This is a genomic window from Billgrantia campisalis (assembly GCF_022341425.1).
GTDB classification, from domain to species: domain Bacteria; phylum Pseudomonadota; class Gammaproteobacteria; order Pseudomonadales; family Halomonadaceae; genus Halomonas; species Halomonas campisalis.
In genome coordinates this window covers 227,688-249,831 of sequence record NZ_JABFUC010000003.1, presented here as the reverse complement: position 1 = coordinate 249,831, position 22,144 = coordinate 227,688, and the positions used below count along the sequence as shown (strand labels likewise).

23 protein-coding genes are annotated in these 22,144 nt (G+C 66.5%); 8 read left to right on the top strand and 15 right to left on the bottom strand.

Annotated features, from left to right (window positions below; translation table 11 throughout):
* Positions 1-31 precede the first annotated feature (31 nt).
* From tusB to HOP52_RS05070, 3 genes are read left to right on the top strand one after another with little or no spacing between them, the layout of a single operon-like run.
* Positions 32-322: a sulfurtransferase complex subunit TusB gene (tusB, locus tag HOP52_RS05080; RefSeq protein WP_238976208.1), complete on the top strand. Its 291-nt coding sequence runs from the start codon at positions 32-34 to the stop codon at positions 320-322.
* Complete coding sequence (locus HOP52_RS05075; protein WP_238976206.1) at positions 322-675, top strand: TusE/DsrC/DsvC family sulfur relay protein; 354 nt, start codon at positions 322-324, stop codon at positions 673-675. Before tusB ends, HOP52_RS05075 begins: the two co-directional genes overlap by 1 nt.
* 10 nt (positions 676-685) lie before the next feature.
* The gene (locus HOP52_RS05070) at positions 686-1,252 is read left to right on the top strand and encodes an acyl carrier protein phosphodiesterase (protein WP_238976204.1); all 567 of its coding nucleotides are present in this window, start codon (positions 686-688) and stop codon (positions 1,250-1,252) included.
* 196 nt (positions 1,253-1,448) lie between these two features.
* Here the strand turns inward: HOP52_RS05070 and HOP52_RS05065 are convergent, their stop codons facing one another.
* The 3 genes from HOP52_RS05065 to HOP52_RS05055 are packed head-to-tail and all read right to left on the bottom strand — an operon-like array spanning position 1,449 to position 3,499.
* On the bottom strand, positions 1,449-2,657 hold the full coding sequence (locus tag HOP52_RS05065; RefSeq protein WP_238976203.1) for a molybdopterin molybdotransferase MoeA: 1,209 nt from the start codon (positions 2,655-2,657) through the stop codon (positions 1,449-1,451).
* Positions 2,650-3,171 (bottom strand): molybdenum cofactor biosynthesis protein B, encoded by a 522-nt coding sequence (moaB, locus tag HOP52_RS05060; protein WP_238976201.1) that lies wholly within the window; start codon positions 3,169-3,171, stop codon positions 2,650-2,652. The genes HOP52_RS05065 and moaB overlap by 8 nt, the downstream gene beginning before the upstream one ends.
* 1 nt (position 3,172) lies before the next feature.
* The gene (locus HOP52_RS05055; protein WP_238976199.1) at positions 3,173-3,499 is read right to left on the bottom strand and encodes a DUF1244 domain-containing protein; all 327 of its coding nucleotides are present in this window, start codon (positions 3,497-3,499) and stop codon (positions 3,173-3,175) included.
* A 167-nt stretch (positions 3,500-3,666) separates the two neighbouring features.
* Here HOP52_RS05055 and HOP52_RS05050 point away from each other — a divergent pair, with 167 nt between their 5' ends.
* Entirely contained in the window at positions 3,667-4,512 is an 846-nt protein-coding gene (locus tag HOP52_RS05050) for a formate dehydrogenase accessory sulfurtransferase FdhD (RefSeq protein ID WP_238976198.1), read from the top strand.
* Between the two features lie 17 nt (positions 4,513-4,529).
* Here HOP52_RS05050 and HOP52_RS05045 read toward each other — a convergent pair whose 3' ends face one another.
* Together HOP52_RS05045 and HOP52_RS05040 are read right to left on the bottom strand one after the other, a co-directional pair.
* The gene (locus tag HOP52_RS05045) at positions 4,530-5,162 is read right to left on the bottom strand and encodes a helix-turn-helix domain-containing protein (RefSeq protein WP_238976196.1); all 633 of its coding nucleotides are present in this window, start codon (positions 5,160-5,162) and stop codon (positions 4,530-4,532) included.
* A 116-nt stretch (positions 5,163-5,278) separates the two neighbouring features.
* Positions 5,279-6,214 carry a histone deacetylase family protein gene (locus HOP52_RS05040; protein WP_238976195.1) on the bottom strand — a complete coding sequence of 312 codons (936 nt, stop codon included), beginning with the start codon at positions 6,212-6,214 and terminating at the stop codon, positions 5,279-5,281.
* A gap of 110 nt (positions 6,215-6,324) precedes the next feature.
* Between HOP52_RS05040 and HOP52_RS05035 the strand changes: the two genes are divergently transcribed.
* Entirely contained in the window at positions 6,325-9,072 is a 2,748-nt protein-coding gene (locus HOP52_RS05035) for a bifunctional acetate--CoA ligase family protein/GNAT family N-acetyltransferase (protein WP_238976194.1), read from the top strand.
* Positions 9,073-9,132: 60 nt separating this feature from the next.
* Here HOP52_RS05035 and pdxH read toward each other — a convergent pair whose 3' ends face one another.
* Positions 9,133-9,774 (bottom strand): pyridoxamine 5'-phosphate oxidase, encoded by a 642-nt coding sequence (pdxH, locus tag HOP52_RS05030; RefSeq protein WP_238976192.1) that lies wholly within the window; start codon positions 9,772-9,774, stop codon positions 9,133-9,135.
* A gap of 136 nt (positions 9,775-9,910) precedes the next feature.
* Here pdxH and HOP52_RS05025 point away from each other — a divergent pair, with 136 nt between their 5' ends.
* Positions 9,911-10,591: a cytochrome b/b6 domain-containing protein gene (locus HOP52_RS05025; RefSeq protein WP_238976190.1), complete on the top strand. Its 681-nt coding sequence runs from the start codon at positions 9,911-9,913 to the stop codon at positions 10,589-10,591.
* Between the two features lie 79 nt (positions 10,592-10,670).
* On the opposite strand, the gene HOP52_RS05020 is transcribed toward HOP52_RS05025, so the two are convergent.
* The 5 genes from HOP52_RS05020 to HOP52_RS05000 all read right to left on the bottom strand — a co-directional run bounded on the left by HOP52_RS05020 (position 10,671) and on the right by HOP52_RS05000 (position 13,132).
* Positions 10,671-11,144 (bottom strand): c-type cytochrome, encoded by a 474-nt coding sequence (locus HOP52_RS05020; protein ID WP_238976189.1) that lies wholly within the window; start codon positions 11,142-11,144, stop codon positions 10,671-10,673.
* A gap of 93 nt (positions 11,145-11,237) precedes the next feature.
* Positions 11,238-11,639 carry a DUF2069 domain-containing protein gene (locus tag HOP52_RS05015; protein ID WP_238976187.1) on the bottom strand — a complete coding sequence of 134 codons (402 nt, stop codon included), beginning with the start codon at positions 11,637-11,639 and terminating at the stop codon, positions 11,238-11,240.
* The gene (gene wrbA, locus HOP52_RS05010; protein ID WP_238976186.1) at positions 11,636-12,259 is read right to left on the bottom strand and encodes an NAD(P)H:quinone oxidoreductase; all 624 of its coding nucleotides are present in this window, start codon (positions 12,257-12,259) and stop codon (positions 11,636-11,638) included. Before wrbA ends, HOP52_RS05015 begins: the two co-directional genes overlap by 4 nt.
* 45 nt (positions 12,260-12,304) lie before the next feature.
* Positions 12,305-12,658 carry an arsenate reductase (glutaredoxin) gene (gene arsC / locus HOP52_RS05005; protein ID WP_238976184.1) on the bottom strand — a complete coding sequence of 118 codons (354 nt, stop codon included), beginning with the start codon at positions 12,656-12,658 and terminating at the stop codon, positions 12,305-12,307.
* A gap of 33 nt (positions 12,659-12,691) precedes the next feature.
* Positions 12,692-13,132 carry a gamma-glutamylcyclotransferase family protein gene (locus tag HOP52_RS05000; protein ID WP_238976183.1) on the bottom strand — a complete coding sequence of 147 codons (441 nt, stop codon included), beginning with the start codon at positions 13,130-13,132 and terminating at the stop codon, positions 12,692-12,694.
* Between the two features lie 121 nt (positions 13,133-13,253).
* On the opposite strand from HOP52_RS05000, the gene smrA reads away from it, so the two are divergent.
* The gene (gene smrA / locus HOP52_RS04995) at positions 13,254-13,847 is read left to right on the top strand and encodes a DNA endonuclease SmrA (RefSeq protein ID WP_238976181.1); all 594 of its coding nucleotides are present in this window, start codon (positions 13,254-13,256) and stop codon (positions 13,845-13,847) included.
* A 67-nt stretch (positions 13,848-13,914) separates the two neighbouring features.
* Here smrA and HOP52_RS04990 read toward each other — a convergent pair whose 3' ends face one another.
* The 4 genes from HOP52_RS04990 to metH form a co-directional block, all read right to left on the bottom strand.
* A complete protein-coding gene (locus HOP52_RS04990; RefSeq protein ID WP_238976180.1) occupies positions 13,915-14,451 on the bottom strand; it encodes a DUF934 domain-containing protein in 537 nt (178 codons plus the stop codon).
* Positions 14,444-16,096, bottom strand: coding sequence for a nitrite/sulfite reductase (locus tag HOP52_RS04985; RefSeq protein WP_238976179.1), 1,653 nt, complete (start codon positions 16,094-16,096; stop codon positions 14,444-14,446). The genes HOP52_RS04990 and HOP52_RS04985 overlap by 8 nt, the downstream gene beginning before the upstream one ends.
* 137 nt (positions 16,097-16,233) lie before the next feature.
* Complete coding sequence (locus tag HOP52_RS04980; RefSeq protein ID WP_238976379.1) at positions 16,234-17,589, bottom strand: MATE family efflux transporter; 1,356 nt, start codon at positions 17,587-17,589, stop codon at positions 16,234-16,236.
* Between the two features lie 8 nt (positions 17,590-17,597).
* Positions 17,598-21,299, bottom strand: coding sequence for a methionine synthase (gene metH / locus HOP52_RS04975; RefSeq protein ID WP_238976177.1), 3,702 nt, complete (start codon positions 21,297-21,299; stop codon positions 17,598-17,600).
* 241 nt (positions 21,300-21,540) lie between these two features.
* Between metH and nfuA the strand changes: the two genes are divergently transcribed.
* On the top strand, positions 21,541-22,131 hold the full coding sequence (nfuA, locus tag HOP52_RS04970; protein WP_238976175.1) for a Fe-S biogenesis protein NfuA: 591 nt from the start codon (positions 21,541-21,543) through the stop codon (positions 22,129-22,131).
* The last annotated feature ends 13 nt before the right edge of the window (positions 22,132-22,144 follow it).

The window sequence follows — 22,144 nt, the reverse complement described above, 5'->3', positions numbered from 1 at the left end:
GCGCCCGGGACACTGCAACGTCGAGGCATCCATGATCCTGCATATTCTTAATCGCCCCCCCAGCAGCAGCTTGACCTATCGCGAGGCCCTGGCCAGCATGGGACCGGAGGATCGGCTGCTGTTGATCGAGGACGGCGTCCTGGGCGCGCTGCCGTCACAGGTACGCCACTTCGAGTCGGTCACCGGCCGCCTGTTTGCCCTGCGTGAGGACCTGGCCGCGCGCGGGCTCGACGGCCACTGCGATGCCGCCGTACAGGTGGTCGATGTCGACGGCTTCGTGCAGTTGACCGAAGAGGCCGACAAGACGGTGAGCTGGTCCTGATGGCCTCCACGGCAGTCGAGCGCTATCTGCAAGTAGGCGAGCGCAGCGTTCCCTTGGACCCGGAGGGCTATCTGGTCGAGCTCGACGACTGGAGCCCGGCGGTGGCCCGCGCCATGGCGGAGGAGGAGGGCCGGGTGCTGACCGAGGAGCATTGGGAGGTGATCGAGGTATTGCGGGCCTTCTACGCGCGCTTCGAGGCCTCTCCGGCCATGCGCCCCCTGGTCAAGGCCGTGGGCCAGTCCCTGGGGCCGGAGAAGGGGCGCTCGCTGCATCTGATGCGGCTCTTCCCCGACAGCCCAGCCCGGGTTGCGGCGCGCCTGGCAGGCCTTCCCAAGCCGGCCAACTGTCTCTGATGCCCCTGGCATGAACTTCCTGGCCCACGCCTGGCTGGCCCGCGGCGGTAGCGACGACTTCCTCTACGGCAACCTGATCGCCGACGGCGTGAAGGGCAGCGATCTTTCGGCTTGGCCGACCGCGGTGGCGCTGGGCATCCGTCATCATCGCCGCGTCGACGGCTTCGTCGATGCCCATCCGGTGGTGCGCGAGGCGCGCCACCGGGCGCCGAAGGAGCTGCGGCGCTTCACCGGTATCGCGCTGGACCTGGTCTGGGATCACTTCGTGGCCGAGACGCTATGTGCCCGGGGAGACGATCGACAGCTGGTACCGCGCTGCTACCGGCTGCTGGCCTCCCGGCCGGCACCGAGGCGCCTGGCGGCCATGATGCCGCTGCTGGTCGAGCAGGACTGGCTGCGCCGCTATGCCGATTTCGCCTTCACCTGCCGGGCCGTGCAGGGGGTTGGCCGCCGCCTCTCCGGCCCCAACCGCCTGGCCGAGCTGGTTCCCTGGCTCGAAGCCGACTATGCGCGACTTGCCGACGACTTTCGGCGGCTCTGGCCCGAGCTGGAGGCAGCCCTGGGCGATGAATCCTGATGTCGTCACCCAGGCCCTGGCACTGTCTGAAAACTGGCTGCGCTCGACTATACGGTGTTAAAAATCGGCTCGTGCGCGAGTCCGATCAAAGTACTCATTTACACCCCGTAAACTCCGCCTTTTCGCCGATTTTTGCCTTGTCTGGCCTTCGCTCGCCGACCTTTCAGACAGAGCCTTGTGTCCGTCTCTTGTCGCGTCAGGGCACCTGCAGCCAGAGGCACTGGACCGGGTCGCCCGGCTGGATGCTGCCGTGTTCGGGAATCACCGCCAGGGCGTCCGCCTCCACGCAGGAGGAGAGCACCGCCGAGTTCTGATCGCCGAAGGCAAGGGCGTGGGCGCCGCCCTCATCGAAACCGAGCTGCACGCGCATATAGTGGCGTCGCGGCCCGGTCTTTGCGGCGAAATCCGCCCGCGCCGTGAGCGTCGGCAGGCCCGCCAGCGACGGGCAGCCGAGCAGCGCCCCCATCAACGGGCGCAGAAACAGCCAGGCCCCGACGAAGCTCGACACCGGGTTGCCGGGCAGCCCGACGAAGCGTGCCTCACCCGCCGCACCCCGGGACAGGCGGCCCAGTGCCAGCGGCTTGCCCGGGCGCATGGCGAGGCGCCACAGGTCGAGCCGCCCCAGCTCCGCGACCGCCTGCTTGACGTGATCCGCTTCCCCCACGCTGACCCCGCCGGTGGTGACCACCACGTCGGCCCGCCTGGCGGCCTCGCCGAGCAGCCGCCGCGTCTCGTCGGCACTGTCCGGCACCTCGGCCCGCCAAACCACCTCGGCGCCGAAACGCTCTAGCAGGCGTGTCAGCATGGGACGGTTGGAGTTGTAGATCTGGCCGGGGCCCAGCGGCTGCCCCGGTGCGACGATTTCATCGCCGGTGGAGAGCAGGGCGACCCGCGGCCGCCGGCGAACCGCCACCCCGGTGATCCCCTGTCCCGCCAGATGTCCCAGCGCGGCCGCCTCGAGCCGCTGGCCGGCGTCGAGCAGTCTGGTGCCGGCCGCCACGTCGCGGCCGCGTCGACGGATGTTATTGCCGGCGGGAATGCCCGTCGGAATCACCGCCTCGCGGTCGATCAGCTCGACCTGTTCCTGCATCACCACGCAGTCCGCGCCCGGCGGCAGCTCACCCCCGGTGAAGATGCGGGCGCAGCTGCCGCGCGCCAGCGGCGCCGCGGGCTGGCCGGCCACGACCCGCTGGGCAATCGGCAGGGCGCGCCCTGTGTCGTCATGGTGCAGGGCGTAGCCGTCCATCGCGCTGTTGTCGAAGGCGGGCACGTCGAGCCGGGCCGACACCGCTTCGGCGAGGACCCGGCCGGCGGCCGCCTCGCAGCTTAGCGTTTCCGCCGGGAGCGGCGATACCCCATCCAGCAGGGCCGACAGCGCCGTCTCCACGGATTGCAGGTCAGCCATGCTGGCCTCGCTCGGGGATCACCAGGTTGGCGAAGTTGCAGGGTTTGTGCCGGCTGTCGAGCTGTTCGGCCAGGATGCCATCCCAGGCGGTACGGCAGGCGCCGGTGGAGCCGGGCAGGCAGAAGATTACGGTGGCATTGGCCAGCCCGCCCAGGCAGCGGCTCTGCACGGTGGAGCTGCCGATCTCCTGCCAGGAGAGGTGGCGGAACAGCTCGCCGAAGCCTTCGACCCGCTTGTCGAGCAGCACCGACACCGCCTCCGGGGTGGAGTCGCGGCCGGTAAAACCGGTACCGCCGGTGGTCAGGATCACCTGGATATCGGGGTCGGCGATCCAGGCGGCGACCACAGCGCGAATGCGGTAGACATCGTCGATGACGATCTGACGGTCGGCGAGGCGATGCCCGGCCTCGGCGAGTCGCTCGGCCAGCAGCGCGCCGCTGCGATCGGTGCTCATGTCCCGGGTATCGGAGATGGTCAGCACCGCCATGTTCAGGGGGATCATCGGCTCGCTCATCTCAGGATGTCTCCCCGGCCTGACGCTTTTCTGCCTGCCGGGCCTCGAACGCCGCCTGCTGCTCGGGGGTGGCCGGCTGCTGGTGCTGCTGCTTCCATTCGGCGTAGGGCATGCCGTAGACGTACTCGCGAGCCGCCTCGTAATCGAGCTCGGCGCCGCGCTCCTCGGCCGCGGCCACGAGCCATTTGGACAGACAGTTGCGGCAGAAATCGGCCAGTATCATCAGGTCGATGTTCTGAACTTCCTTGTGCGCATCGAGATGCGTGAGCAGACGGCGAAAGGCCGCCGCCTCGAGTTCGGTACGGGTGGCATCATCCAGGTGCTGCATGGGGTCTCTCCCGGCCATCTTGGGGGTCACTGTGATCCGGCCAGCATAGCAAAAGTGACGGCTCGGGCGCGCGGCCCATCGAATCCAGATTGCGGTGTCTTTTCAACAGGACAGCGCGAACCGAGCATGCCATCATCTCAGCTGTGAACCTGACCAGGGAGCCGGCAATGTCCGTTATCAGCCGCAGTCATGCGCGCCTGCCCACCACGCTCGAGATCGCGGTGTACGATGAGTTTGGCGAGCGTCGCACACAGGCCATTGCCGCCGAGCGAGCCTTGACGCTGTACCTCAATCGGCGGGAGATCGTCACCCTGATGACCCTGGGGGCCGACCCGGAGGCCCTGGTGGCGGGCTATCTGCGCAATCAGGGGTTGATCGAGCGGTGCGAGGACCTGCTGGCGGTGCACGTGGACTGGGAGGTGGAGGCCGCCGCCGTGGTCACGCGTGGCCAGCCCGAGGATCTCGAGGCGCGGCTGGGGCAGCGCACCGTGACCACCGGCTGTGGCCAGGGCACGGTGTTTGGGCGGCTGCTGGAGGCGACCTCGCTGCAGGCGCTGCCGCAGACCGTGCTGTCGCAATCGGTGCTCTACGCCCTGCTCAAGCGGCTGGGCGACTACAACGAGACCTACCGCAGCGCGGGCGCGGTACATGGCTGTGCCCTGTGCCGCCAGGCCGAGGTGCTGGACTTCGTGGAGGATGTGGGGCGCCACAACGCGGTCGATACCCTGGCCGGACGCCAGTGGCTGGCAGAGGCCGACAGCGCCGATGCGGACATCTTCTATACGACGGGCCGTCTGACCTCGGAAATGGTGCTCAAGGTGGCGCAGATGGGCATCAGCGTGCTGGTGTCACGCTCCGGGGTGACCCAGAAGGGCGTAGAGCTGGCCGAGCGCTTCGGCGTGCTGCTGATCGCCCGCGCCAAGGGGCGTCACTTCCAGGCCATCCATTCCCCCGGGCGGCTGCGGCTAGACGCTATCCCGCCGCGCCGCCCGGGGGATCGCCGCCCCGGCTGAGCCTTGCAGGCGCCGGCTCAGGCATCGCCGCCGGGGGTGCAGACCGACAGCACCACGGCGTCCTTCTCGCTGATCGACACCAGCGCATGGCCCATATCGCTATCGAAGTAGATGCTGTCGCCGCGCGAAAGCGGCAGGGGCTCGTAGAATTCCGTATAGAGTCGCACCTCGCCCTCCAGCACGGTCAGGAACTCCTCGCCGTCGTGGCGCACCCATTCGCTGAACTCATCGAAGCTGCGGGCCCGCACGATAGTCTTGAACGGAATCATCCGCTTCTGGGCCAGCTCGCAGCTGAGTAGCTCATGCTCGTAGGTGGGGGTGGGGTGGTGCTGGCCGTCGCCCTGGCGCGTGAGGTCGCGGCGCCCCATGGTGCGCGGCTGTACCCGCGGTGGCGTCAGCAGCTGAGGCAGGTCGATGCCGAGACCGTTGATCAGCTTCTGCACGGCGGTGAAGGTGGGCGAGATCTGGTCATTCTCGATCTTGGACAGGGTCGAGCGGGCCAGGCCGGTGCGCTGGCTGACGTCTTCCAGCGTCCACTGGTTGGCCAGGCGAATTTCCTTGAGGCGCTCACCGAGTCGCAGCGGCTCCACGAAAGGCTTGCGGCCGGAGGCGATGCGCAGCGCGGCTTCCTGGTCGGTGGTAGCGGTCATTGGCAGGTACACTATCGGAAACAGAGTTTCCTGAAGCGTAACACAAATGGCCGGCCGCGCATCGCCCCGACGACGTCGCCAGGCGGGGTGGAGCACACCCCTTGGGTTGCCGGGCCTCAGCCGCCGAAGGGCTGGCCGAGCAGCGCCTTGAGGTGCGCTTCGGCACAGCGGCCGAGGGAGTCGAGGTCATAGCCGCCTTCCAGCACCGACACCAGGCGGTTGTCGGCGTACAGGGCGGCGATCTCCATGGCCAGGTGGGTGACCCAGTAGTAGTCCTCGTCCTCCAGGCACAGCTCGGCCATGATGTCTTCACGGTGGGCGTCGAAGCCCGCGGAAACCAGCACCAGCTCGGGCTTGAAGGCATGCAGGGCCGGCAGCCAGTCGTCCTCGATGGCGCGGCGGAAGGCGGCACTGTCGGTACCGGCCTCCAGTGGCGTGTTGACCACGTTATGCCATTCGCTGCGCAGGTAGCGCCACGGATAGAAGGGGAACTGGAAGCTGGTGCAGATCAGCACGTCGGGGTCGTTCTTGAAGATATCAATAGTGCCGTTGCACTGATGGACGTCGAAATCGAGAATGGCGATGCGCCTGGCCCCATATTTGGCCCGGGCATGGGCGGCGCCGACGGCCACGTTGTTGTAGAAGCAGAAGCCCATGGCATCGGTGGCTTCGGCGTGATGACCCGGCGGGCGCACGGCACAGAAGACATTGTCGGCCTGGCGCCGATAGACCTGGTCGACGCCGCGCACCACCGCGCCCGCCGCCACCCGCGCTGCCTGCAGGCTGTTCGGGTTCATCAGGGTGTCACTGTCCAGTGTCACGATACCGGATTCCGGCACGCACTTGTCCAGGGCGCGAAGGTGGCGCAGCGGATGGACCCTGGCCAGCTCCTCTTCGGTGGCCTGGCGCGCCTCCGACTGCATGGTCTGCTGCAGCAGCCCCGCCAATGCCAGTCGGGCGCGGATCGCTTCCAAGCGCAGCGGGCTTTCGGGATGCTCCGGCCCCATGTGGTGAAGGTCGCAGTCGGGGTGCGTTATGTAGGCCGTGATCATGCGTATGCTCCAGAATGACTGATGTCACTTTAATAGCCCTAAACCCTTGCACGACAGTGTCAATAAGTCGTACACAGGGTGGCAGGAACTGAGCTGGTGGAGGGAGCGACTTGGGTACCCGATTTCTGCGACACTTCTTCGAACCTCGCACCATTGCGGTGATCGGCGCCTCGGAGAAGCCCCACTCCATAGGTGGGCTGGTCATTCGCAACCTGCAGGATGCCGGCTTCCCCGGGACGATCTGGGCGGTCAACCGCAAGGGCTACCCCTCGGTGTTCGGGCAGCCCGGGGTGTCGCGCATCCGTGACCTGCCGGAGCCTCCCGACCTCGCGGTCATCTGCTCCCCGGCGCATAGCCTGCCGAAGGTGATCGCCCGTCTGGGACGCTTCGGCGTCAAAGCCGCGCTGGTCCTGTCCGGCGGATCCGACCTGGACGACGCCAGCGATGGGCGGGGGTCGATCCGCGAACAGATGCTCGCGGCGGCGCGGGAGTCGGGCATTCGGGTGCTGGGCCCGGAGTGCATGGGGTTGATCGTACCGGGGCGCAAGCTCAACGCCTCCTATGCCAGTCAGCCGGTGAAAGCGGGGCGCGTGGCCTACCTGGGGCAGTCCGGCATGCTGGGCAACGCCATGATCGACTGGGCGGCCGGCCGGGGCATCGGCTTCTCGCACCTGATCACGGTGGGCGACAGCGTCGATGTGATGCTCCCCGACCTGATCGACTACATCAACCAGTACGCCCCGACCCAGGCGATCCTGCTGCATTTGGAGCGCATCCAAGATGCCCAGCACTTCATGACGGCCCTGCGCGACGCCTCGCGCCACCGCCTGGTGCTGGCCATCAAGAGCGGGCGCACGCCCGAGTCCGACCTCTCCAATATGCCGCCAACCCCGGGGGTGGCCAACCGCGACGTGGTGTTCGATGCGGCCTTCTCGCGGGCCGGCGTGGTGCGGGTCAATGACTCCGATGAGCTCTTCGACGCGCTGATGACCCTGTCGCAGATGAAGCCGCTCAAGGGCGACCGCCTGGCCATCGTCTCCAACGGCCTGGGCCCGGCCATGCTGGCCATCGACAAGCTGATCAGCGCCGGCGGCCGGCTGGCGAATTTTGGGGAGGAAACCCGCCGCGCCCTGCGCAAGGGCGACTTCGACATGAGCAAGCCCGGCGAGAATCCGGTCGACCTGGGCGGCAACGCCACGCCCGAGAAACTGGTCGAGGCGCTGGAGATCGTCGCCGCCGACCCCGGGGTCGACGCCGTGCTGGTGGTGCATGCGCCGACCCGGCTGGCTCCCTCGAAGACCACCGCCCAGGCCATCATCGCCAATCGCAAGCGCTTTCGCCGCAACCTGCTGACCAGTTGGATGGGGCTCGAGGGCGCGCTCTATGCGCGGCACGAGTGCAGCATGGCCGGCATTCCCACCTACGTCTCGCCGGAGAAGGCGGTCAAGGCCTTCATGCACATGGTGGACTACCAGCGCGTCCAGGCGCTGCTGCAGGAGACCCCGCCGAGCCTGCCGTTCAGCACCACCCCCGATATCCGCGCCGAGTGCCGTACGCTGATCGAGCAGGCCAAGGCCGAAGGGCGAGAGACGCTCTACCACTCCGAGACGGCGCGGGTGCTCGAGGCCTACGGCATCCCGGTGGCGCCCAGTCGTCACGTGCATACCGCCCAGGAGGCCGCTGAGGCGGCCGGCGAGATCGACGGTCCCCTGGCCCTCAAGGTGGTCCACGAGGGCAACTGCCAGCCGTTTCGCTATCGTCGCCACCCCCACCGCCTCTCCGCCGGCCTGCTGCAGGACCTGCATACGCCACAGCAGGTCGCCGAGGGGGTAGAGCGGCTGGCCGACCAGGTCCGCGAAAAACTTCCCTCGCTGGTCATTCGCGAGTACTGCCTGCAGCCGATGCAGCGCGGCAAGCACTCCATGCAGCTCTGCGCCGGTATCACCCGCGACCCGATCTTCGGTCCGATCATCGTGTTCGGCATCGGCGGCTACAAGGTCAATATCCTGGCCGACCGCCAGGTGGCGCTGCCGCCGCTGAACATGACCCTGGCCGCCGACGTGGTGGGGCGCACCCACGCCGCTCGGCTGATTCGCGAACACTCCAGCGACCCGGAGCGTGACCTCGAGCGGCTCTGTCAGCTGCTGGTCAAGCTGTCGCAGATGGCGTCGGACCTGCTCGAGTTGCGCGGACTGGAGCTCAATCCGCTGCTGCTCAACCGCGACGGCATGATCGCGGTGGACTTCGCCATGGACCTCGGTGCCCCGGCGCGCTTCGCGATCATGCCTTATCCGGAAGAGCTCAGGGAGTGGGTGACCCTGAAGAACGGCATGGACGTCGAGGTGCGGCCGATTCGCGCCGAGGACGCCCCGCTGATTACCAGTTTCCATACCCAGCTATCGGAAGAGAGCATCCGCTTCCGCTACTTCCACAACAAATCCGATCTCACCCAGCGCGACCTGTCGATTCTCTCGCATATCAACTACGACCGGCAGATGGCCTTCATCGCCGAGCATCGGCGCGAGGATGGCAGCAAGGAGATGCTGGGGGTCGTGAGGGTCTGGAATGACCCCGACAATATCCGCACCGAATTCTCGGTGATTGTGCGTGACGACATGAAGGGACAGGGGCTCGGCAGCCTGCTGATGAAGAAGATGATCGCCTACTGCAAGAGCGTCGGGACCCTGGAGATGATCGGCAAGATCATGGTCGACAATCACCCGATGCGGGCGCTGATGAAGCACCTGGGCTTTCGTTGCCGCTACAACATGGAGGAGCAGGTCGTGGATGCGGTCCTGCGGCTCAACGAACCGGTGAGTGAGTGGCAGCGCCACCGGTTGGAGAGCCAGCCGGATTGAACAGGCCCCGATTCAGACCGTTCGACGGGAGAGTCGGGGCTTGATTGGGTGCCAAGGGTATCAGGGCGCCATGCGGAAATGCTGCCAGCGGCTGTCGCGGTTCTCGTAGCGGATACGGTCGTGCAAGCGGCTGGGCTGGCCCTGCCAGAACTCGAACATCTCGGGAATCACGCGGTAGCCGCCCCAGTGGATGGGGCGGGGAATGTCCTGCCCCTCATAGGCCTGCTCGAAGCGGTGCTGACGCTCCTCGATCCAGCTACGGCCGGGGATCACCACGCTCTGGGTAGCGATCCAGGCGCCGAGCTGGCTGGCCCGCGGCCGGCTGTTGAAATAGGCGTCCGACTCATCGCTAGCGACCTGCTCGACGCGACCCTCGACGCGCACCTGCCGGCTCAGCGAGGGCCACCAGAAGACCATGGCGGCGTGGGGTACGTTGGCCAGCTCGCTGCCCTTGTGACTGTGGTAGTTGGTATAGAAGACCAGGCCACGCTCATCATAGCCTTTGAGCAGCAGGATGCGTGCATGGGGAAGCCCCTGGCTGTCCACCGTGGCCAGCGTCATGACATTGCCGTCATTGCCTTCGACGTCCAGCGCCAGGGTCATCCACTCGTCGAACAGGACCATGGGGTCCTCGGGGACCTGGGTCTCTTCCAGCCTGCCGCCCTCGTAGTCCCGTCGGATATCGGCAATATTGCGTGTCATGGTGTTCTCCTCGTAAATTTTGCTCATGGTCGCCGCTGAGCAGCCGAAGCACAACACCCGATTTTGCCGGCTCGCGATGCTCAGCCGGGCGTATGGGCCTGCTGAACCCTCCCAGGCAATACGGCAAGGAGGCGAGATGCACTATCCGGTATGGGACCTTCCGACCAGGCTCTTCCACTGGGCCTTGGTGGGCGGCGTGGCGCTGTCCTTCTACACCATGAAACTGGGCGGCGCCCCCTTCCTGTTTCCCGTCGAAATCCATGCCAAGGCGGGCTATGTGGTGATGGGGCTGCTGCTTTTTCGGTGGTGCTGGGGGCTGGTCGGCAGCCCCCACGCCCGCTTCTGGAACTTCCTCTATGGCCCGCGGCGCATGCTGACCTATGCCCGGCGCCTGCTGACCGGTCCGCCGCCCCCCTATGCGGGACACAACCCGCTGGGCGGCCTGATGGTGATGGTCATGCTGGCGTCGCTGACGTTTCAGGCGGTCAGCGGCCTCTTCCTGACCGATGACATCTTCTTCCGGGCGCCGCTGTATGGCGTATTCGGCCGCGATGTGAGCCGTGCCTTGCTGACTCTACACCATCTCAACGCCAACCTGCTGATGGGGCTCATCGCCGCCCACCTGCTGGCCCTGGTCGTCCATCGCCTGAAGGGGGAGCGCCTGGTGGTGGCCATGCTCACCGGACGCAAGCTGCTGCCGAAGGAGCCCGAAGACGCGCCTGTTGGAGCGACACATCGCCAGCGTGCCAATCCCTGGCTCTTGCTGGTCTCGATGGCCGTGGCAGCCGCCCCGGTGATCTGGCTATGGAATGCGTGACAGCCCTGAATCAGCGTCCGAGCAGCGCACGGGCGGCCCAGCGGCCGCCCGTGTTAGCACAACGATGGCGTCTTGGCCGTCAGTCGGCACGGTAGTTGTCGTGGCAGCCACGACAGGTATCGGCCACGGCGGCCACCTGTTGGCGCATGGCACCAAAATCATCCCCCTGAGCCAGTTCGGCCAGCTCGGCGGTTTTCTCGATCAGCGTTTGCTGCCGGGATTCGAAATCGTCCCAGTCGTCGGCGATCACGGCCAGGGCATCGGTGTCGATACCGTGTCCGTCGCCCCGCAGCGACCCCTCCACGAAGCCTTCCCAGGGCAGGGAGGCCAGGAAGGCGAGGTTGTCGGCGCGATGGGCGAACTCCTCGGCATCGTAGTCGATGTCGCCCTGGGCCATGGCGCCCAGCGGGCCGATATGCCAGCCGATCACGCTCAGCGCACTCTGACGGTAGTGGATGGCATCCTCGATGTCACTGGCCTGGGCAACGGCGGCGAACGCCAGACCTGCGGACAGACCGCAGGCGGCCAGGCTGGTTTTCAGCGTCATGTTCATCACGATCTCCCTTCGCGCAGGTGTGTTGTCGATTTAGCGTAGCTGTAAAACCCATATCAATTTAGCAGGCTGTGAGAAAAATACCCGCCGAGATCAAGATTGGCTGTCACCGCGCAGCTGGCGACTGCGAAAGCGCGCATAGAACATGCAGCCGGTAAACAGTGCGAGCGCTGTCAGCGCCTCCAGCCCACCGCGCAGCCCTTGTCCGGGCAGGGTCGCCACCATCACTCCCTGAGTAAAGTAGAGCAGGCTGACGAATGCCAGCCAGGCATGTCCCCGCGGACGCTGACCGATGACCGAGGGCAGGAACAGCAGCAGCGGCAGGATTCGCACGATGATCGGGGTCAGGGGGTTGTCGCCGGCCTGCATCGACAGACTGCCCCACACCACCAGCACCACCAGCAGGGTGAAACTGCCCAGCACCAGCCGGCGCGCTCGCTCGGTCAGCTCATCCAGGCCATGGCGGGCCTCCAGCCCTTCCAGCCAGCGTCTCATCGCTCCTCCCGGCGCATGGCGTCCAGAGCAAGGGCCAGTCGGGCGAGTCGCTTGCCCTGGGCCTGGGCCAAATGACGCTCATCGTCGTCGAGGGGGCGATCGCTGCGCTTGCCGGCAACATGACTGGCCCCATAGGGGCTTCCCCCGCTGGTGGTGTTCATCACCTCGATCTCGCTGTAGGGCAGACCCGCATAGACCATGCCGTGGTGCAGCAGCGGCAGCAGCATGGAGATCAGGGTGGTCTCCTGGCCGCCGTGCAGGCTCGAGGTCGAGGTGAAGGCGCTGGCCGGCTTGTCGGTGAGCGCCCCGTTGAGCCATAGCGCGCTGGTCGAGTCGATGAAGTGCTTCAGCGGCGCCGCCATGTTGCCGAAGCGGGTTGGGCTCCCCAGGGCCAGGGCGGCGCAGTTACGCAGGTCGTCCAGGTCGGCATAGACGGCGCCTTCGGCGGGGATCTCCGGGTCCACCGCCTCGCAGGTCGGTGATACCGGCGGGACGGTGCGCAGCCGGGCGGCAACGCCCGGGCAGGATTCGACCCCGGCGGCCAGCTGTTCGGCCATGGCGCGGGTGGCACCGTGGCGGGAATAGTACAGGATCAGCACATAGGGCAGGGTGTCGCGCATTGGGTTTCCTGATGGTCTGTGGCAAGCGGGAGGGCGGGAAGGGGATCAGTCATCGTCATGAATGAGGCTGAGAACGTCTTCCGGCGGCCGGCCGATGATGGCGCGTTTGCCATCGTCGGCAATCGGGCGTTCGAGCAGTCGTGGGTGCGCCACGATGGCCCGGATCACCTGCTCCTGGTCCTGGATGTCGGCGTCCAAGGCCTTCCATTCGGCCTCCTGGGTGCGCACCAGGGCGGTGCCGTCGGCATCCAGCCGCGACATCAGCTCGCGCAGTTCGGTCTCGTCCAGCGGTTCATCCAGGTAGCGGCGCACGCGGACTTCGGCGCCGTGCTCCTGGAGCAGGGCCAGGGCCTGGCGCGACTTGGAGCAGCGGGGGTTATGGAAGAGGGTAATGACCATGGTGGTGCCTCGAGTCGGACGCTAGAATGGCGGCTATTGTAGAAGCAAGGCGGAGGCGTCGGCCAGCCGTCGATAGACCCAGGCCTCACGGCCATCCTCCAGCTCCAGGCGCACCCGCTCATAGCGAATGCCCAGGCGCTCGTAGCGATCCAGCCGGGCGAGCTCCCGGGAACTCACTTCGATCACCTGGCCGTCGACGCGCTCCCCGGGCGCCTCGGCTAGGTCGAGCCCTTCGCGCCGAAAGCCCTCGAGCAGAGCCGGCTCGGACTCGCTGGCGCGCCCCATCACCACCCAGCGCACCGCCGCAAAGCGCAGCGTGCCATAGACGAAGACCTCGTGGGGGCCCTCGTCGATAGCCGGCAAATGCTCGGGTCGGTCGTAGGTGAAGGGGCTGAGCATGGTCCACCACAGCCAACCGGCCAGCCCCAGGGGGGGCAGCAGCAGGCACAGCAGCACAAGGCGCAGGCGTGTCATGGGAACTCCTTGTCGAACACGGTAGGGACATGCTGCCATGCCTGGCCCATGGTTGTCTGATTCAACCTCACACATCGGCTCTGGTAGGATGACAACAGAACCGTAATCGCGGAGGTGGCCCATGACCCAGTCGGCTCGTAGTGATCAGGACTTCCAGGCGCTGATGGGCGATGTGACCCCGCTGGCGGGGGCGACCAACCGCGCCGATCCGGGGCGTCGGCGTCGTCCGCCCAGCGAAGCCCAGCTGGCCCGCCGCGAGAGTGCCCAGGCCGAGACCGGCCAGGACAGTTTCCTTTCCGACGACTTCGTCGATCTATTGGCGCCCTTCGACCCCATCGAGTACCGTCGCGACGGCATCCAACGCGGGGTGCTCGACCGCCTGCGCTATGGCGGCTATGCCGCCCAGGCGCGGCTCCACCTGCTGCGACGCCCCCTGGCCGAGTGCCGGCGAGCGCTGCCGCCCTTCATCCAGGAAGCCTATGCCCATGACCTGCGCTCGGTGCTGATTGTTCACGGCCGCGGCCGCGAGATCGATAGCCCACCCAACGTGCTGCGCTCCTACCTGGCCAAGTGGCTGGCCCAGTTCGACGAGGTACAGGCCTTCGTGTCCGCCCAGCAGGCGGACGGCGGCCTGGGCGCCACCTGGGTGATGCTGCGCAAGAGCGAACGAGCGCGAGCCGCCAACCGCGAGCGCCAGCAGAAACGTCGGGGGTAAACCATAGATACGCCGATGCCGGCCCCGATCGGGGCCGGCATCGCATGCAGCAGGTAGCGGCAGGGGGTCAGGCCATGGCCGACGCCAGCTCCTTCGAGGCCTCGCGCAGGCGATGGCGAAACAGCGGCTCGGGCTCGTCCACGGCCGGCTGATAGGCGCGGCTGAAGGCGTTGAGGGCGTAAAGGGCATCCTCGAGCCACTGGTCCTCACGCAGCGACAAAGCGTCGAAGCCGCAGCGGGTCAGGAAGAACACCTGATCGACCAGCACGTCGCCTACCGCACGAATCTCACCTTCATAGCCATAGCGTTCGCGCAGCAGCCGCGCCAGGCTGTAGCCACGCCCGTCGGTGAACTTCGGGAAGTCGATGGCGATCAAGGGGGCGTTGCCGAGCTCATCGGCGAGCTCAGGCGTCAGCTCGGTATCGCTGGAGAGCCACGGTGCGAGCTCTGCGCTCGCCTCGCTGGCCTGCCAGCGCGCCAGCGGCACGATGACGGGGCCCTCGGGCAGCGCCGCCTGATCGTCGCGCACCAGCGTCCAGCGATCCTCGGCCGGCTTCCCCTGACGGATGAAGGGGCGTGTGGTGAGAGTGTCTTGATCAGGCATAGACCCGCTCCTTGAAGGGTTTGAGGCCGATTCGGCGATAGGTTTCGAGAAAGGTTTCGCCGTCGAGTCGCTCGCCGACGTAGACCTGCAGGACCTTGTCGATCACCTCGGGGACGCTCTCACGGCTGAAGGAGGGGCCGAGGATCTTGCCCAATGAGGCCGCATTGCCCTGAGCGCCGCCCAGCGAGATCTGGTACCACTCCTCGCCTTTCTTGTCGACGCCAAGGATGCCGATATGGCCGACGTGATGGTGCCCACAGGCGTTCATGCAGCCGGAGATATTGAGTTCCAGCGGCCCCAGGTCGTAGAGGAAATCCAGGTCCTCGAAGCGCTCCTGGATGGCGTGGGCAACGGGGATCGACTTGGCGTTGGCCAGGCCGCAGTAGTCGCCACCCGGGCAGCAGATCAGATCCGCCAGGGTGCCCACGGTGGGGTTGGCCAGCCCCAGCTCCCCGAGCCGCTGCCAGAGGGATTCGAGTCGATCCACCGGCACATCGGAGAGCACCAGGTTCTGCTCGTGGGTCACGCGCAGCTCGCCGTGGCTGTACGCGTCGGCCAGATCCGCCACCTGGTGCATCTGCTCCCAGGTCAGGTCTCCCGGCGAGTGGCCGCTGCGCTTGAGCGACAGGGTCACCGCCTTGTAGCCGGTCACCTTGTGGCTGTGGACGTTGTTGGTCACGAAGCGGCCGAAAGCGCGATTCTCCTTGCGCAGCCGCTCGAAGTCGGCAATGGCCTCGGCGCTCACCGGGCGCCGCTCGGGATCGACGAAGTGGCGCTGCATGTCGCTGACGGTATCGCGGGTCAGGGTCTGGGGGCCATCCTTGAGATGGGCCCATTCGGCGTCCACGCGACGGCGGAACTCCTCGACGCCCAGCGCCTTGACCAGGATCTTGATGCGCGCCTTGAATTTGTTGTCGCGACGACCGAACTGGTTGTAGACCCGCACCAGGGCCTCCAGGTAGGTCAGCAGGTGCTGCCAGGGCAGGTCCTCGCGCACGGTCTCGCCGATCATCGGCGTGCGCCCCAGGCCGCCGCCGGCCATCACCTTGACCCGCACCTCGCCCTGGGCGTCGCGCCACAGACGCAGGCCCACGTCGTGCACCTGGATGGCGGCCCGATCCTCCTCGGCGCCGGTCACCGCGATCTTGAACTTGCGCGGCAGGTAGGTGAACTCCGGGTGGAAGGTGGACCACTGGCGGATCAGTTCGCACCAGGGACGCGGATCGACCTCTTCGTCCTCGGCCACGCCGGCGAACTGGTCGGTGCTGGTGTTGCGGATATCGTTGCCGCTGGTCTGGATGGCGTGCATCTGCACGCTGGCGAGCTCCGCCAGCATGTCCGGTACCGTCTCCAGCTTGGGCCAGTTGAGCTGCAGGTTGGTACGGGTCGTGAAGTGGCCGTAGCCGCGGTCATAGTCGCGGGCCAGGTCACCCAGCTTGCGCAGCTGGTAGGAGGCCAGCATGCCGTAGGGAATCGCGATGCGCAGCATGGGAGCATGACGCTGGACATAGAGACCGTTCTGCACGCGCAGCGGCAGAAACTCCTCTTCGCTGAGCCGCCCGGCCAGATAGCGATTCATCTGGTCGCGAAACTGGGCGACACGTTCATTGACCAGGGTCTGATCGTGGTTGTCGTAGCGATACATTCAGCCGATCCTGCTGCAGTGAGAGTGGCGAAGCGTCAAGGGCACCTTAACGCCCCGGCATTATTCTATGAAAGAATAAATATTCATAGTTTTTATACAAAAAGTAATATAAGAGCTCGAGTCCGCACCGCGCGGGCCTATACCCGCAGCCGCTGCCAGCGCCGCCGCTGCCAGATCATCACGAACCACGCCGAATTGAGGCAACGATAGCCGAGCTGCGCCCACCAGATGCCCAGCAGCCCCAGCTCCAGCTCCACCCCGACCCACCAGGCCAGGGGCAGGAAGACCAGCCACTGCAGGGTCAGGGTGGTGGTCATCACAGTGCGGTTGGCTCCGGCGCCGAGCAGCGCCTGACCCAGCACCAGGGCGGCGGCGTCGAGCACGATCATGGCCGCGGTGAGCTGCAGCGGCAGGCGCCCCAGCGCGATCAGTGCCGGGTCGTGGAGAAAGAGTCCCAGCACCCGGTCGGGAAACAGGGCCATGGGCAGCGCCAGCAGCGCCAGGCACAGCCAGGCCAGCCGTACCACGTCCCAGCCCCAACGGTGGGCCTCGCGGTGGGCGCGCTGTCCCAGCGCCTCGCCGACCAGGCTCATGGCCGCCATGCCCAGGCCGACCCCGGGCAGGATCAGCAGCAGCGAGAGGTTCACCAGCACATGGCCCACCGCCACGCTGGCGGTGCCGATCTGGCCAAGGATCCAGAACAGCACCGCGTAGCCGGCGGCAAACCACAGCTGCTGGAAGGAGTGGGGCGCGGCCAGGCGCAGGGTGGTGACGAAGGTCAGGCGGCGTGGCAGGGCGGCCAGAAAGCCGCTGGCGGTGGCGTGCCGCACGCTGAGCAAGGCCCAAACGGCGAGCCCCGCAAACAGCGACAGGGTGGTGCCGGCACCGGCCCCCGCGGCGCCCATGGCGGGCAGCCCCAGATAGCCAAAGATCAGGCCGATGCTGGCCAGTACGTTGACCAGATGCATGAACAGGATGATGCGCAGGTAGATGCCGGTCTGCTGGATACCGTTCCAGTAGCCGCGAAAGCAGAAGATCATCGCCACCGCGACCAGCGACAGCACCCGCCAGCGGAAGTACTCCACGGCCACGGCGTTGACCGCCGGGTCCTGGTTGATCAGGGCAAGCAGCCGCGGCGCCTGCCACAGGCAGAGTGCCGTGATCGGCAGCGCGGCCAGGACGGCGAGCACCAGCCCGGCGTTGAGCGCCACGGCGCGCTGTGCCCAGTCCGCCTCGCCGTGGCGCCGCGCGGTCTGGGCCTGGACGCCGGAGGAGAGCCCGAACACCAGGGCGGTGATCAGGAACATGGCATAGCCGCCGATGCCCACGCCGGCCAGCGGCACCTCGCCCAGAGACCCCACCAGGGCGGCATCGATCAGGTTGATTAGGCTCTGGGAGAGCATGCCGGCGATGATCGGCAGGGCCAGGCGCAGGATCTTCTGGCGCCGCGGGGGAGTCGGCAAGATGCCGGCCCCCGCGGGCGGGTGACGCATTGCGGCCATCAGCTCGGATCGTAGGAGAGCACCGGGGCGAGCCAGCGCTCAAGCTCCACGAGGGACATGCCCTTGCGGTCGGCCAGCGCTTCGACCTGATCCCGGGTGATCTTGCCGGTGGAGAAGTATTTCGACTGCGGGTGGGAAAAGTACCAGCCCGACACCGCTGCCGCCGGCCACATGGCGAAATTCTCGGTCAGGTCGATGCCGGCGTTCTTGGTGGCATCGAGCAGGCGGAACAGGGTCGTCTTCTCAGTATGGTCGGGGCAGGCGGGGTAGCCCGGCGCCGGGCGGATCCCCTGGTACTTCTCGGCGATCAGCTCGACGTTGTCCAGCTGTTCGTCAGGTACATAGCCCCAGAACTCCTTGCGCACCCGCTCATGCATGCGTTCGGCGAAGGCCTCGGCCATGCGGTCGGTCAGGGCCTGCACCATGATCGCGCTGTAGTCGTCGCCGGCAGCCTTGTAGCGCTCGGCCAGGGCCTCGACGCCATGGCCGGTGGTCACGGCAAAGCCGCCAATCCAGTCGGGCTTGCCCGACGCCTTGGGCGCCACGAAGTCGGCCAGGCTGTAGCAGACGCCGTCGCGATTCTTGGTGGTCTGCTGGCGGATGTGGTGCAGCCGCTCGATGACCCGGGTGCGCGACTCATCGGCATAGACCTCGATGACATCGTCATCGACGCTGTTGGCCGGCCACAGGCCGATCACGCCACGGGCCTGGATGTGCTTCTCATCGATCAGTTTGCGCAGCATCGCCTGGGCATCGGCGAACAGGCTTCGCGCGGCTTCACCGACCACCTTGTCATCGAGGATCTTCGGGTACTTACCGGCCAGCTCCCAGCTCATGAAGAAGGGGGTCCAGTCGATGCGCTCGATCAGCTCCTCGATATCATAGTCGTCGAAAACCTTCAGGCCGGTGATGGCGGGGCGCGGCGGGGTGTAGCCGGCCCAGTCGATGGGCAGCTTGCGCTGGCGGGCCTCGGCATAGCTGAGGTCAGCCGCCTTGGGGCGGCGCTTGGCGTTGCGTTCGCGAACCTGCTCGTACTCGGCGCGGATCTCGGCGGTATAGGCCGGCTTGAGCTCGGCCGATAGCAGCTTGCCGGCCACGCCGACGGCCCGCGAGGCGTCTGCCACGTAGATCACCGGGTGCTCGTAGCCGGGGTCGACCTTGACCGCGGTGTGGGCCTTGGAGGTGGTGGCCCCGCCGATCAGCAGCGGAAGGTTGAAGCCCTGGCGCTGCATCTCCTTGGCCACATGGACCATTTCATCCAGCGACGGGGTGATCAGCCCGGACAGCCCGATGATATCGGCCTTCTCGTCCCGGGCGGTCTGCAGGATCTTCTCTGCCGGCACCATCACGCCCAGGTCGACCACATCGTAGTTGTTGCACTGCAGGACCACGCCGACGATGTTCTTGCCGATATCGTGGACGTCGCCCTTGACCGTGGCCATGACGATCTTGCCCTTGGCCTGGGTATCACCGCTCTTTTCGGCCTCGATGAAGGGGATCAGGTAGGCCACCGCCTGCTTCATGACCCGTGCCGACTTGACCACCTGGGGCAGGAACATCTTGCCGGCCCCGAACAGGTCGCCGACCACGTTCATGCCGTCCATCAGCGGGCCTTCGATCACCTCGATGGGGCGAGCGGCACGCTGCCGGGCCTGCTCGGTATCCTCCTCGATGTGGGCGGTGATGCCCTTGACCAGGGCGTGGGAGATGCGCTTTTCCACCTCCCAGCTGCGCCACTCCAGGTCCTCCTTCTTGGCGGCGCCGCTGCCGTCGCCCTTGTACTTGTCGGCCAGGTCGAGCAGGCGCTCGGTGCCGTCGCTGCGCCGGTTGAGCACCACGTCTTCCACCGCCTCGCGCAGCTCGCCGGGCAGGTCGTCATAGACGGCCAGCTGGCCGGCGTTGACGATGCCCATGGTGAGGCCGGCGCGGATGGCGTGATAGAGAAACACCGAGTGGATCGCCTCGCGCACCGGATTGTTGCCGCGAAAGGAGAACGACACGTTGGAGACGCCGCCCGACACCATGGCGTGGGGCAGGTGTTCGCGGATCCAGCGAGTGGCCTCGATGAAGTCCACCGCGTAGTTGTCGTGCTCCTCGATACCGGTGGCGATGGCGAAGATGTTGGGGTCGAAGATGATGTCTTCCGGCGGAAAGCCCACCACGTCCACCAGGGTGCGATAGGCGCGCTGGCAGATCTCGGTCTTGCGGGCGAAGGTGTCCGCCTGCCCCTGCTCATCGAAGGCCATCACCACCACCGCCGCGCCATAGCGGCGGCACAGGGTGGCCTGCTCGACGAAGGCCGCTTCGCCCTCCTTGAGCGAGATGGAGTTGACCACCGCCTTGCCCTGCACGCACTTGAGCCCGGCCTCGATAATCTCCCACTTGGAGGAGTCGATCATGATCGGCACCCGGGCGATGTCGGGCTCGCCGGCGATCAGGTTGAGGAAGCGCACCATGGCCTCCTCGGACTCCAGCATGCCCTCGTCCATGTTGATGTCGATGATCTGGGCGCCGTTCTCTACCTGCTCCAGGGCCACTTCGAGGGCCGTATTGTAGTCCTCGTCGACGATCAGACGCTTGAAGCGCGCCGAGCCGGTGACGTTGGTGCGCTCGCCGACGTTGACGAACAGCGAGCCCTTCTCGATGTTGAAGGGCTCCAGGCCCGACAGGCGGCAGGCCCGGGCCCGTTCGGGGACCCGGCGCGGCGTCATGTCGGCGACGGCCGCATGGATGGCGGCAATGTGTTCGGGGGTGCTCCCGCAGCAGCCACCGATGATATTGACCAGGCCGCTCTCGGCGAACTCGGCGACGATGGTCGCCATCTCCTCCGGCGTCTGGTCATACTCGCCGAACTCGTTGGGCAAGCCAGCGTTGGGGTGGGCGGAGACGAAGGTGTCCGCCTTGGTGGCCAGCTCTTCCAGATAGGGGCGAAGCTCCGCGGCCCCCAGGGCGCAGTTCAGCCCGATGGAGAGCGGCTGGGCGTGGCGCACCGAATTCCAGAACGCCTCGGTGGTCTGACCGGAAAGGGTGCGGCCGGAGGCGTCGGTGATGGTGCCGGAGATCATCACCGGCAGGCGCTCGCCGCGATCGCCGAACAGCTGCTCGAGGGCGAAGATCGCCGCCTTGGCATTGAGCGTGTCGAAGATCGTCTCGATCAGGATCAGGTCGCTGCCGCCCTCGATCAGCGCCTCGGCGGCCTCGTAGTAGTTGTCGCGCAGCGCATCGAAGGTGACGTTGCGCTTGGCCGGGTCGTTGACGTCCGGTGACAGCGAGGCGGTGCGCGAGGTGGGCCCCAGCACCCCGGCCACATAGCGCGGCACCCCGGTCTCGGCGGCCACGGCATCGCACACCTGGCGAGCCAGGCGCGCCGCTTCGAGGTTGATCTCCGGTACCAGGTCTTCCATGCCGTAGTCGGCCTGGGAGAGGCGGGTGCTGTTGAAGGTGTTGGTCTCGACGATGTCGGCCCCCGCCTCCAGATACTCCCGGTGCAGGCGCGAAATCAGCTCGGGGCAGGTCAGCACCAGCAGGTCGTTGTTGCCCTTGAGATCGGAGGGCCAGTCAGTGAAGCGCTCCCCGCGGAAATCGGCCTCGTCGAGTCCGGCGTTCTGAATCATGGTGCCCATGCCGCCATCGAGCATCAGGATGCGATCGTTGAGGCGCTCGGTGAGGGTAGCAGTCAGGGCAGAGGGAACGGCGGCCATGGGTAGGGTCGGTCTCCAGCGTAGTCACGTCCAGGGTGGGGGCCGCGCCAGCGCCTATGAAGCGTCTTCTCGTGCGACGGCCGAATTAGCCGCCCATAGTAGCAAAAGCGGCTTCGCGAGGGCAGGGTATGGTTAAAAACCGACCAAAATGGTCGGGATTGTCTCGCTCCGCGCTTTTGCTTACCATGTCGGTATGTCATCTATGGCCAGCCCGCCGGGCGGCCCGACCAGCGAGACGACCATGAGCGAGATCATCCAGATTACCGACAGCGCCCAGGACTACCTTGCCGAGCTGCTCGAGAAGCAGAACGTCGAGGGAATCGCCGTGCGCATCTTCATTACCCAGCCCGGCACTCCCTATGCGGAAACCTGCCTGGCCTACTGTCGCCCCGGAGAGGAAGAGCCCAGCGACGAGCGTCTCGATCTCGACAAGCTCGGCGTGTTCGTCGACAAGAACAGTATCCCTTTCCTCGAGGAGGCCGTGGTCGATTTCAATGCCGACCGCATGGGCGGGCAGCTGACCATCAAGGCCCCCAACGCCAAGATGCCCAAGGTCAATGCCGACAGCCCCCTGGAGGATCGCGTCAACTATATCCTCTACAGCGAAATCAATCCCGGCCTGGCCGCCCACGGCGGCGAGATCAAGCTGATCGAGCTGACCGAGCAGAACGTCGCCGTGCTGGCCTTCGGTGGTGGCTGCCAGGGCTGTGCGGCGGTGGACCTGACCCTCAAGGAGGGCGTCGAGAAGACCCTGATGGAGCGCATTCCCGAACTGGCCGGCATTCGCGATGTGACCGACCATACCGACACCACCAACGCCTACTATCGGTGACTGCCGCCTGTCC

Coding starts and splice junctions, on each gene's coding strand:
- tusB (WP_238976208.1), top strand. CDS start 32: ATGATCCTGCATATTCTTAATCGCCCCCCCAGCAGCAGCTTGACCTAT.
- HOP52_RS05075 (WP_238976206.1), top strand. CDS start 322: ATGGCCTCCACGGCAGTCGAGCGCTATCTGCAAGTAGGCGAGCGCAGC.
- HOP52_RS05070 (WP_238976204.1), top strand. CDS start 686: ATGAACTTCCTGGCCCACGCCTGGCTGGCCCGCGGCGGTAGCGACGAC.
- HOP52_RS05065 (WP_238976203.1), bottom strand. CDS start 2,657: ATGGCTGACCTGCAATCCGTGGAGACGGCGCTGTCGGCCCTGCTGGAT.
- moaB (WP_238976201.1), bottom strand. CDS start 3,171: ATGAGCGAGCCGATGATCCCCCTGAACATGGCGGTGCTGACCATCTCC.
- HOP52_RS05055 (WP_238976199.1), bottom strand. CDS start 3,499: ATGCAGCACCTGGATGATGCCACCCGTACCGAACTCGAGGCGGCGGCC.
- HOP52_RS05050 (WP_238976198.1), top strand. CDS start 3,667: ATGTCCGTTATCAGCCGCAGTCATGCGCGCCTGCCCACCACGCTCGAG.
- HOP52_RS05045 (WP_238976196.1), bottom strand. CDS start 5,162: ATGACCGCTACCACCGACCAGGAAGCCGCGCTGCGCATCGCCTCCGGC.
- HOP52_RS05040 (WP_238976195.1), bottom strand. CDS start 6,214: ATGATCACGGCCTACATAACGCACCCCGACTGCGACCTTCACCACATG.
- pdxH (WP_238976192.1), bottom strand. CDS start 9,774: ATGACACGCAATATTGCCGATATCCGACGGGACTACGAGGGCGGCAGG.
- HOP52_RS05025 (WP_238976190.1), top strand. CDS start 9,911: ATGCACTATCCGGTATGGGACCTTCCGACCAGGCTCTTCCACTGGGCC.
- HOP52_RS05020 (WP_238976189.1), bottom strand. CDS start 11,144: ATGAACATGACGCTGAAAACCAGCCTGGCCGCCTGCGGTCTGTCCGCA.
- HOP52_RS05015 (WP_238976187.1), bottom strand. CDS start 11,639: ATGAGACGCTGGCTGGAAGGGCTGGAGGCCCGCCATGGCCTGGATGAG.
- wrbA (WP_238976186.1), bottom strand. CDS start 12,259: ATGCGCGACACCCTGCCCTATGTGCTGATCCTGTACTATTCCCGCCAC.
- arsC (WP_238976184.1), bottom strand. CDS start 12,658: ATGGTCATTACCCTCTTCCATAACCCCCGCTGCTCCAAGTCGCGCCAG.
- HOP52_RS05000 (WP_238976183.1), bottom strand. CDS start 13,132: ATGACACGCCTGCGCCTTGTGCTGCTGTGCCTGCTGCTGCCCCCCCTG.
- smrA (WP_238976181.1), top strand. CDS start 13,254: ATGACCCAGTCGGCTCGTAGTGATCAGGACTTCCAGGCGCTGATGGGC.
- HOP52_RS04990 (WP_238976180.1), bottom strand. CDS start 14,451: ATGCCTGATCAAGACACTCTCACCACACGCCCCTTCATCCGTCAGGGG.
- HOP52_RS04985 (WP_238976179.1), bottom strand. CDS start 16,096: ATGTATCGCTACGACAACCACGATCAGACCCTGGTCAATGAACGTGTC.
- HOP52_RS04980 (WP_238976379.1), bottom strand. CDS start 17,589: ATGCGTCACCCGCCCGCGGGGGCCGGCATCTTGCCGACTCCCCCGCGG.
- metH (WP_238976177.1), bottom strand. CDS start 21,299: ATGGCCGCCGTTCCCTCTGCCCTGACTGCTACCCTCACCGAGCGCCTC.
- nfuA (WP_238976175.1), top strand. CDS start 21,541: ATGAGCGAGATCATCCAGATTACCGACAGCGCCCAGGACTACCTTGCC.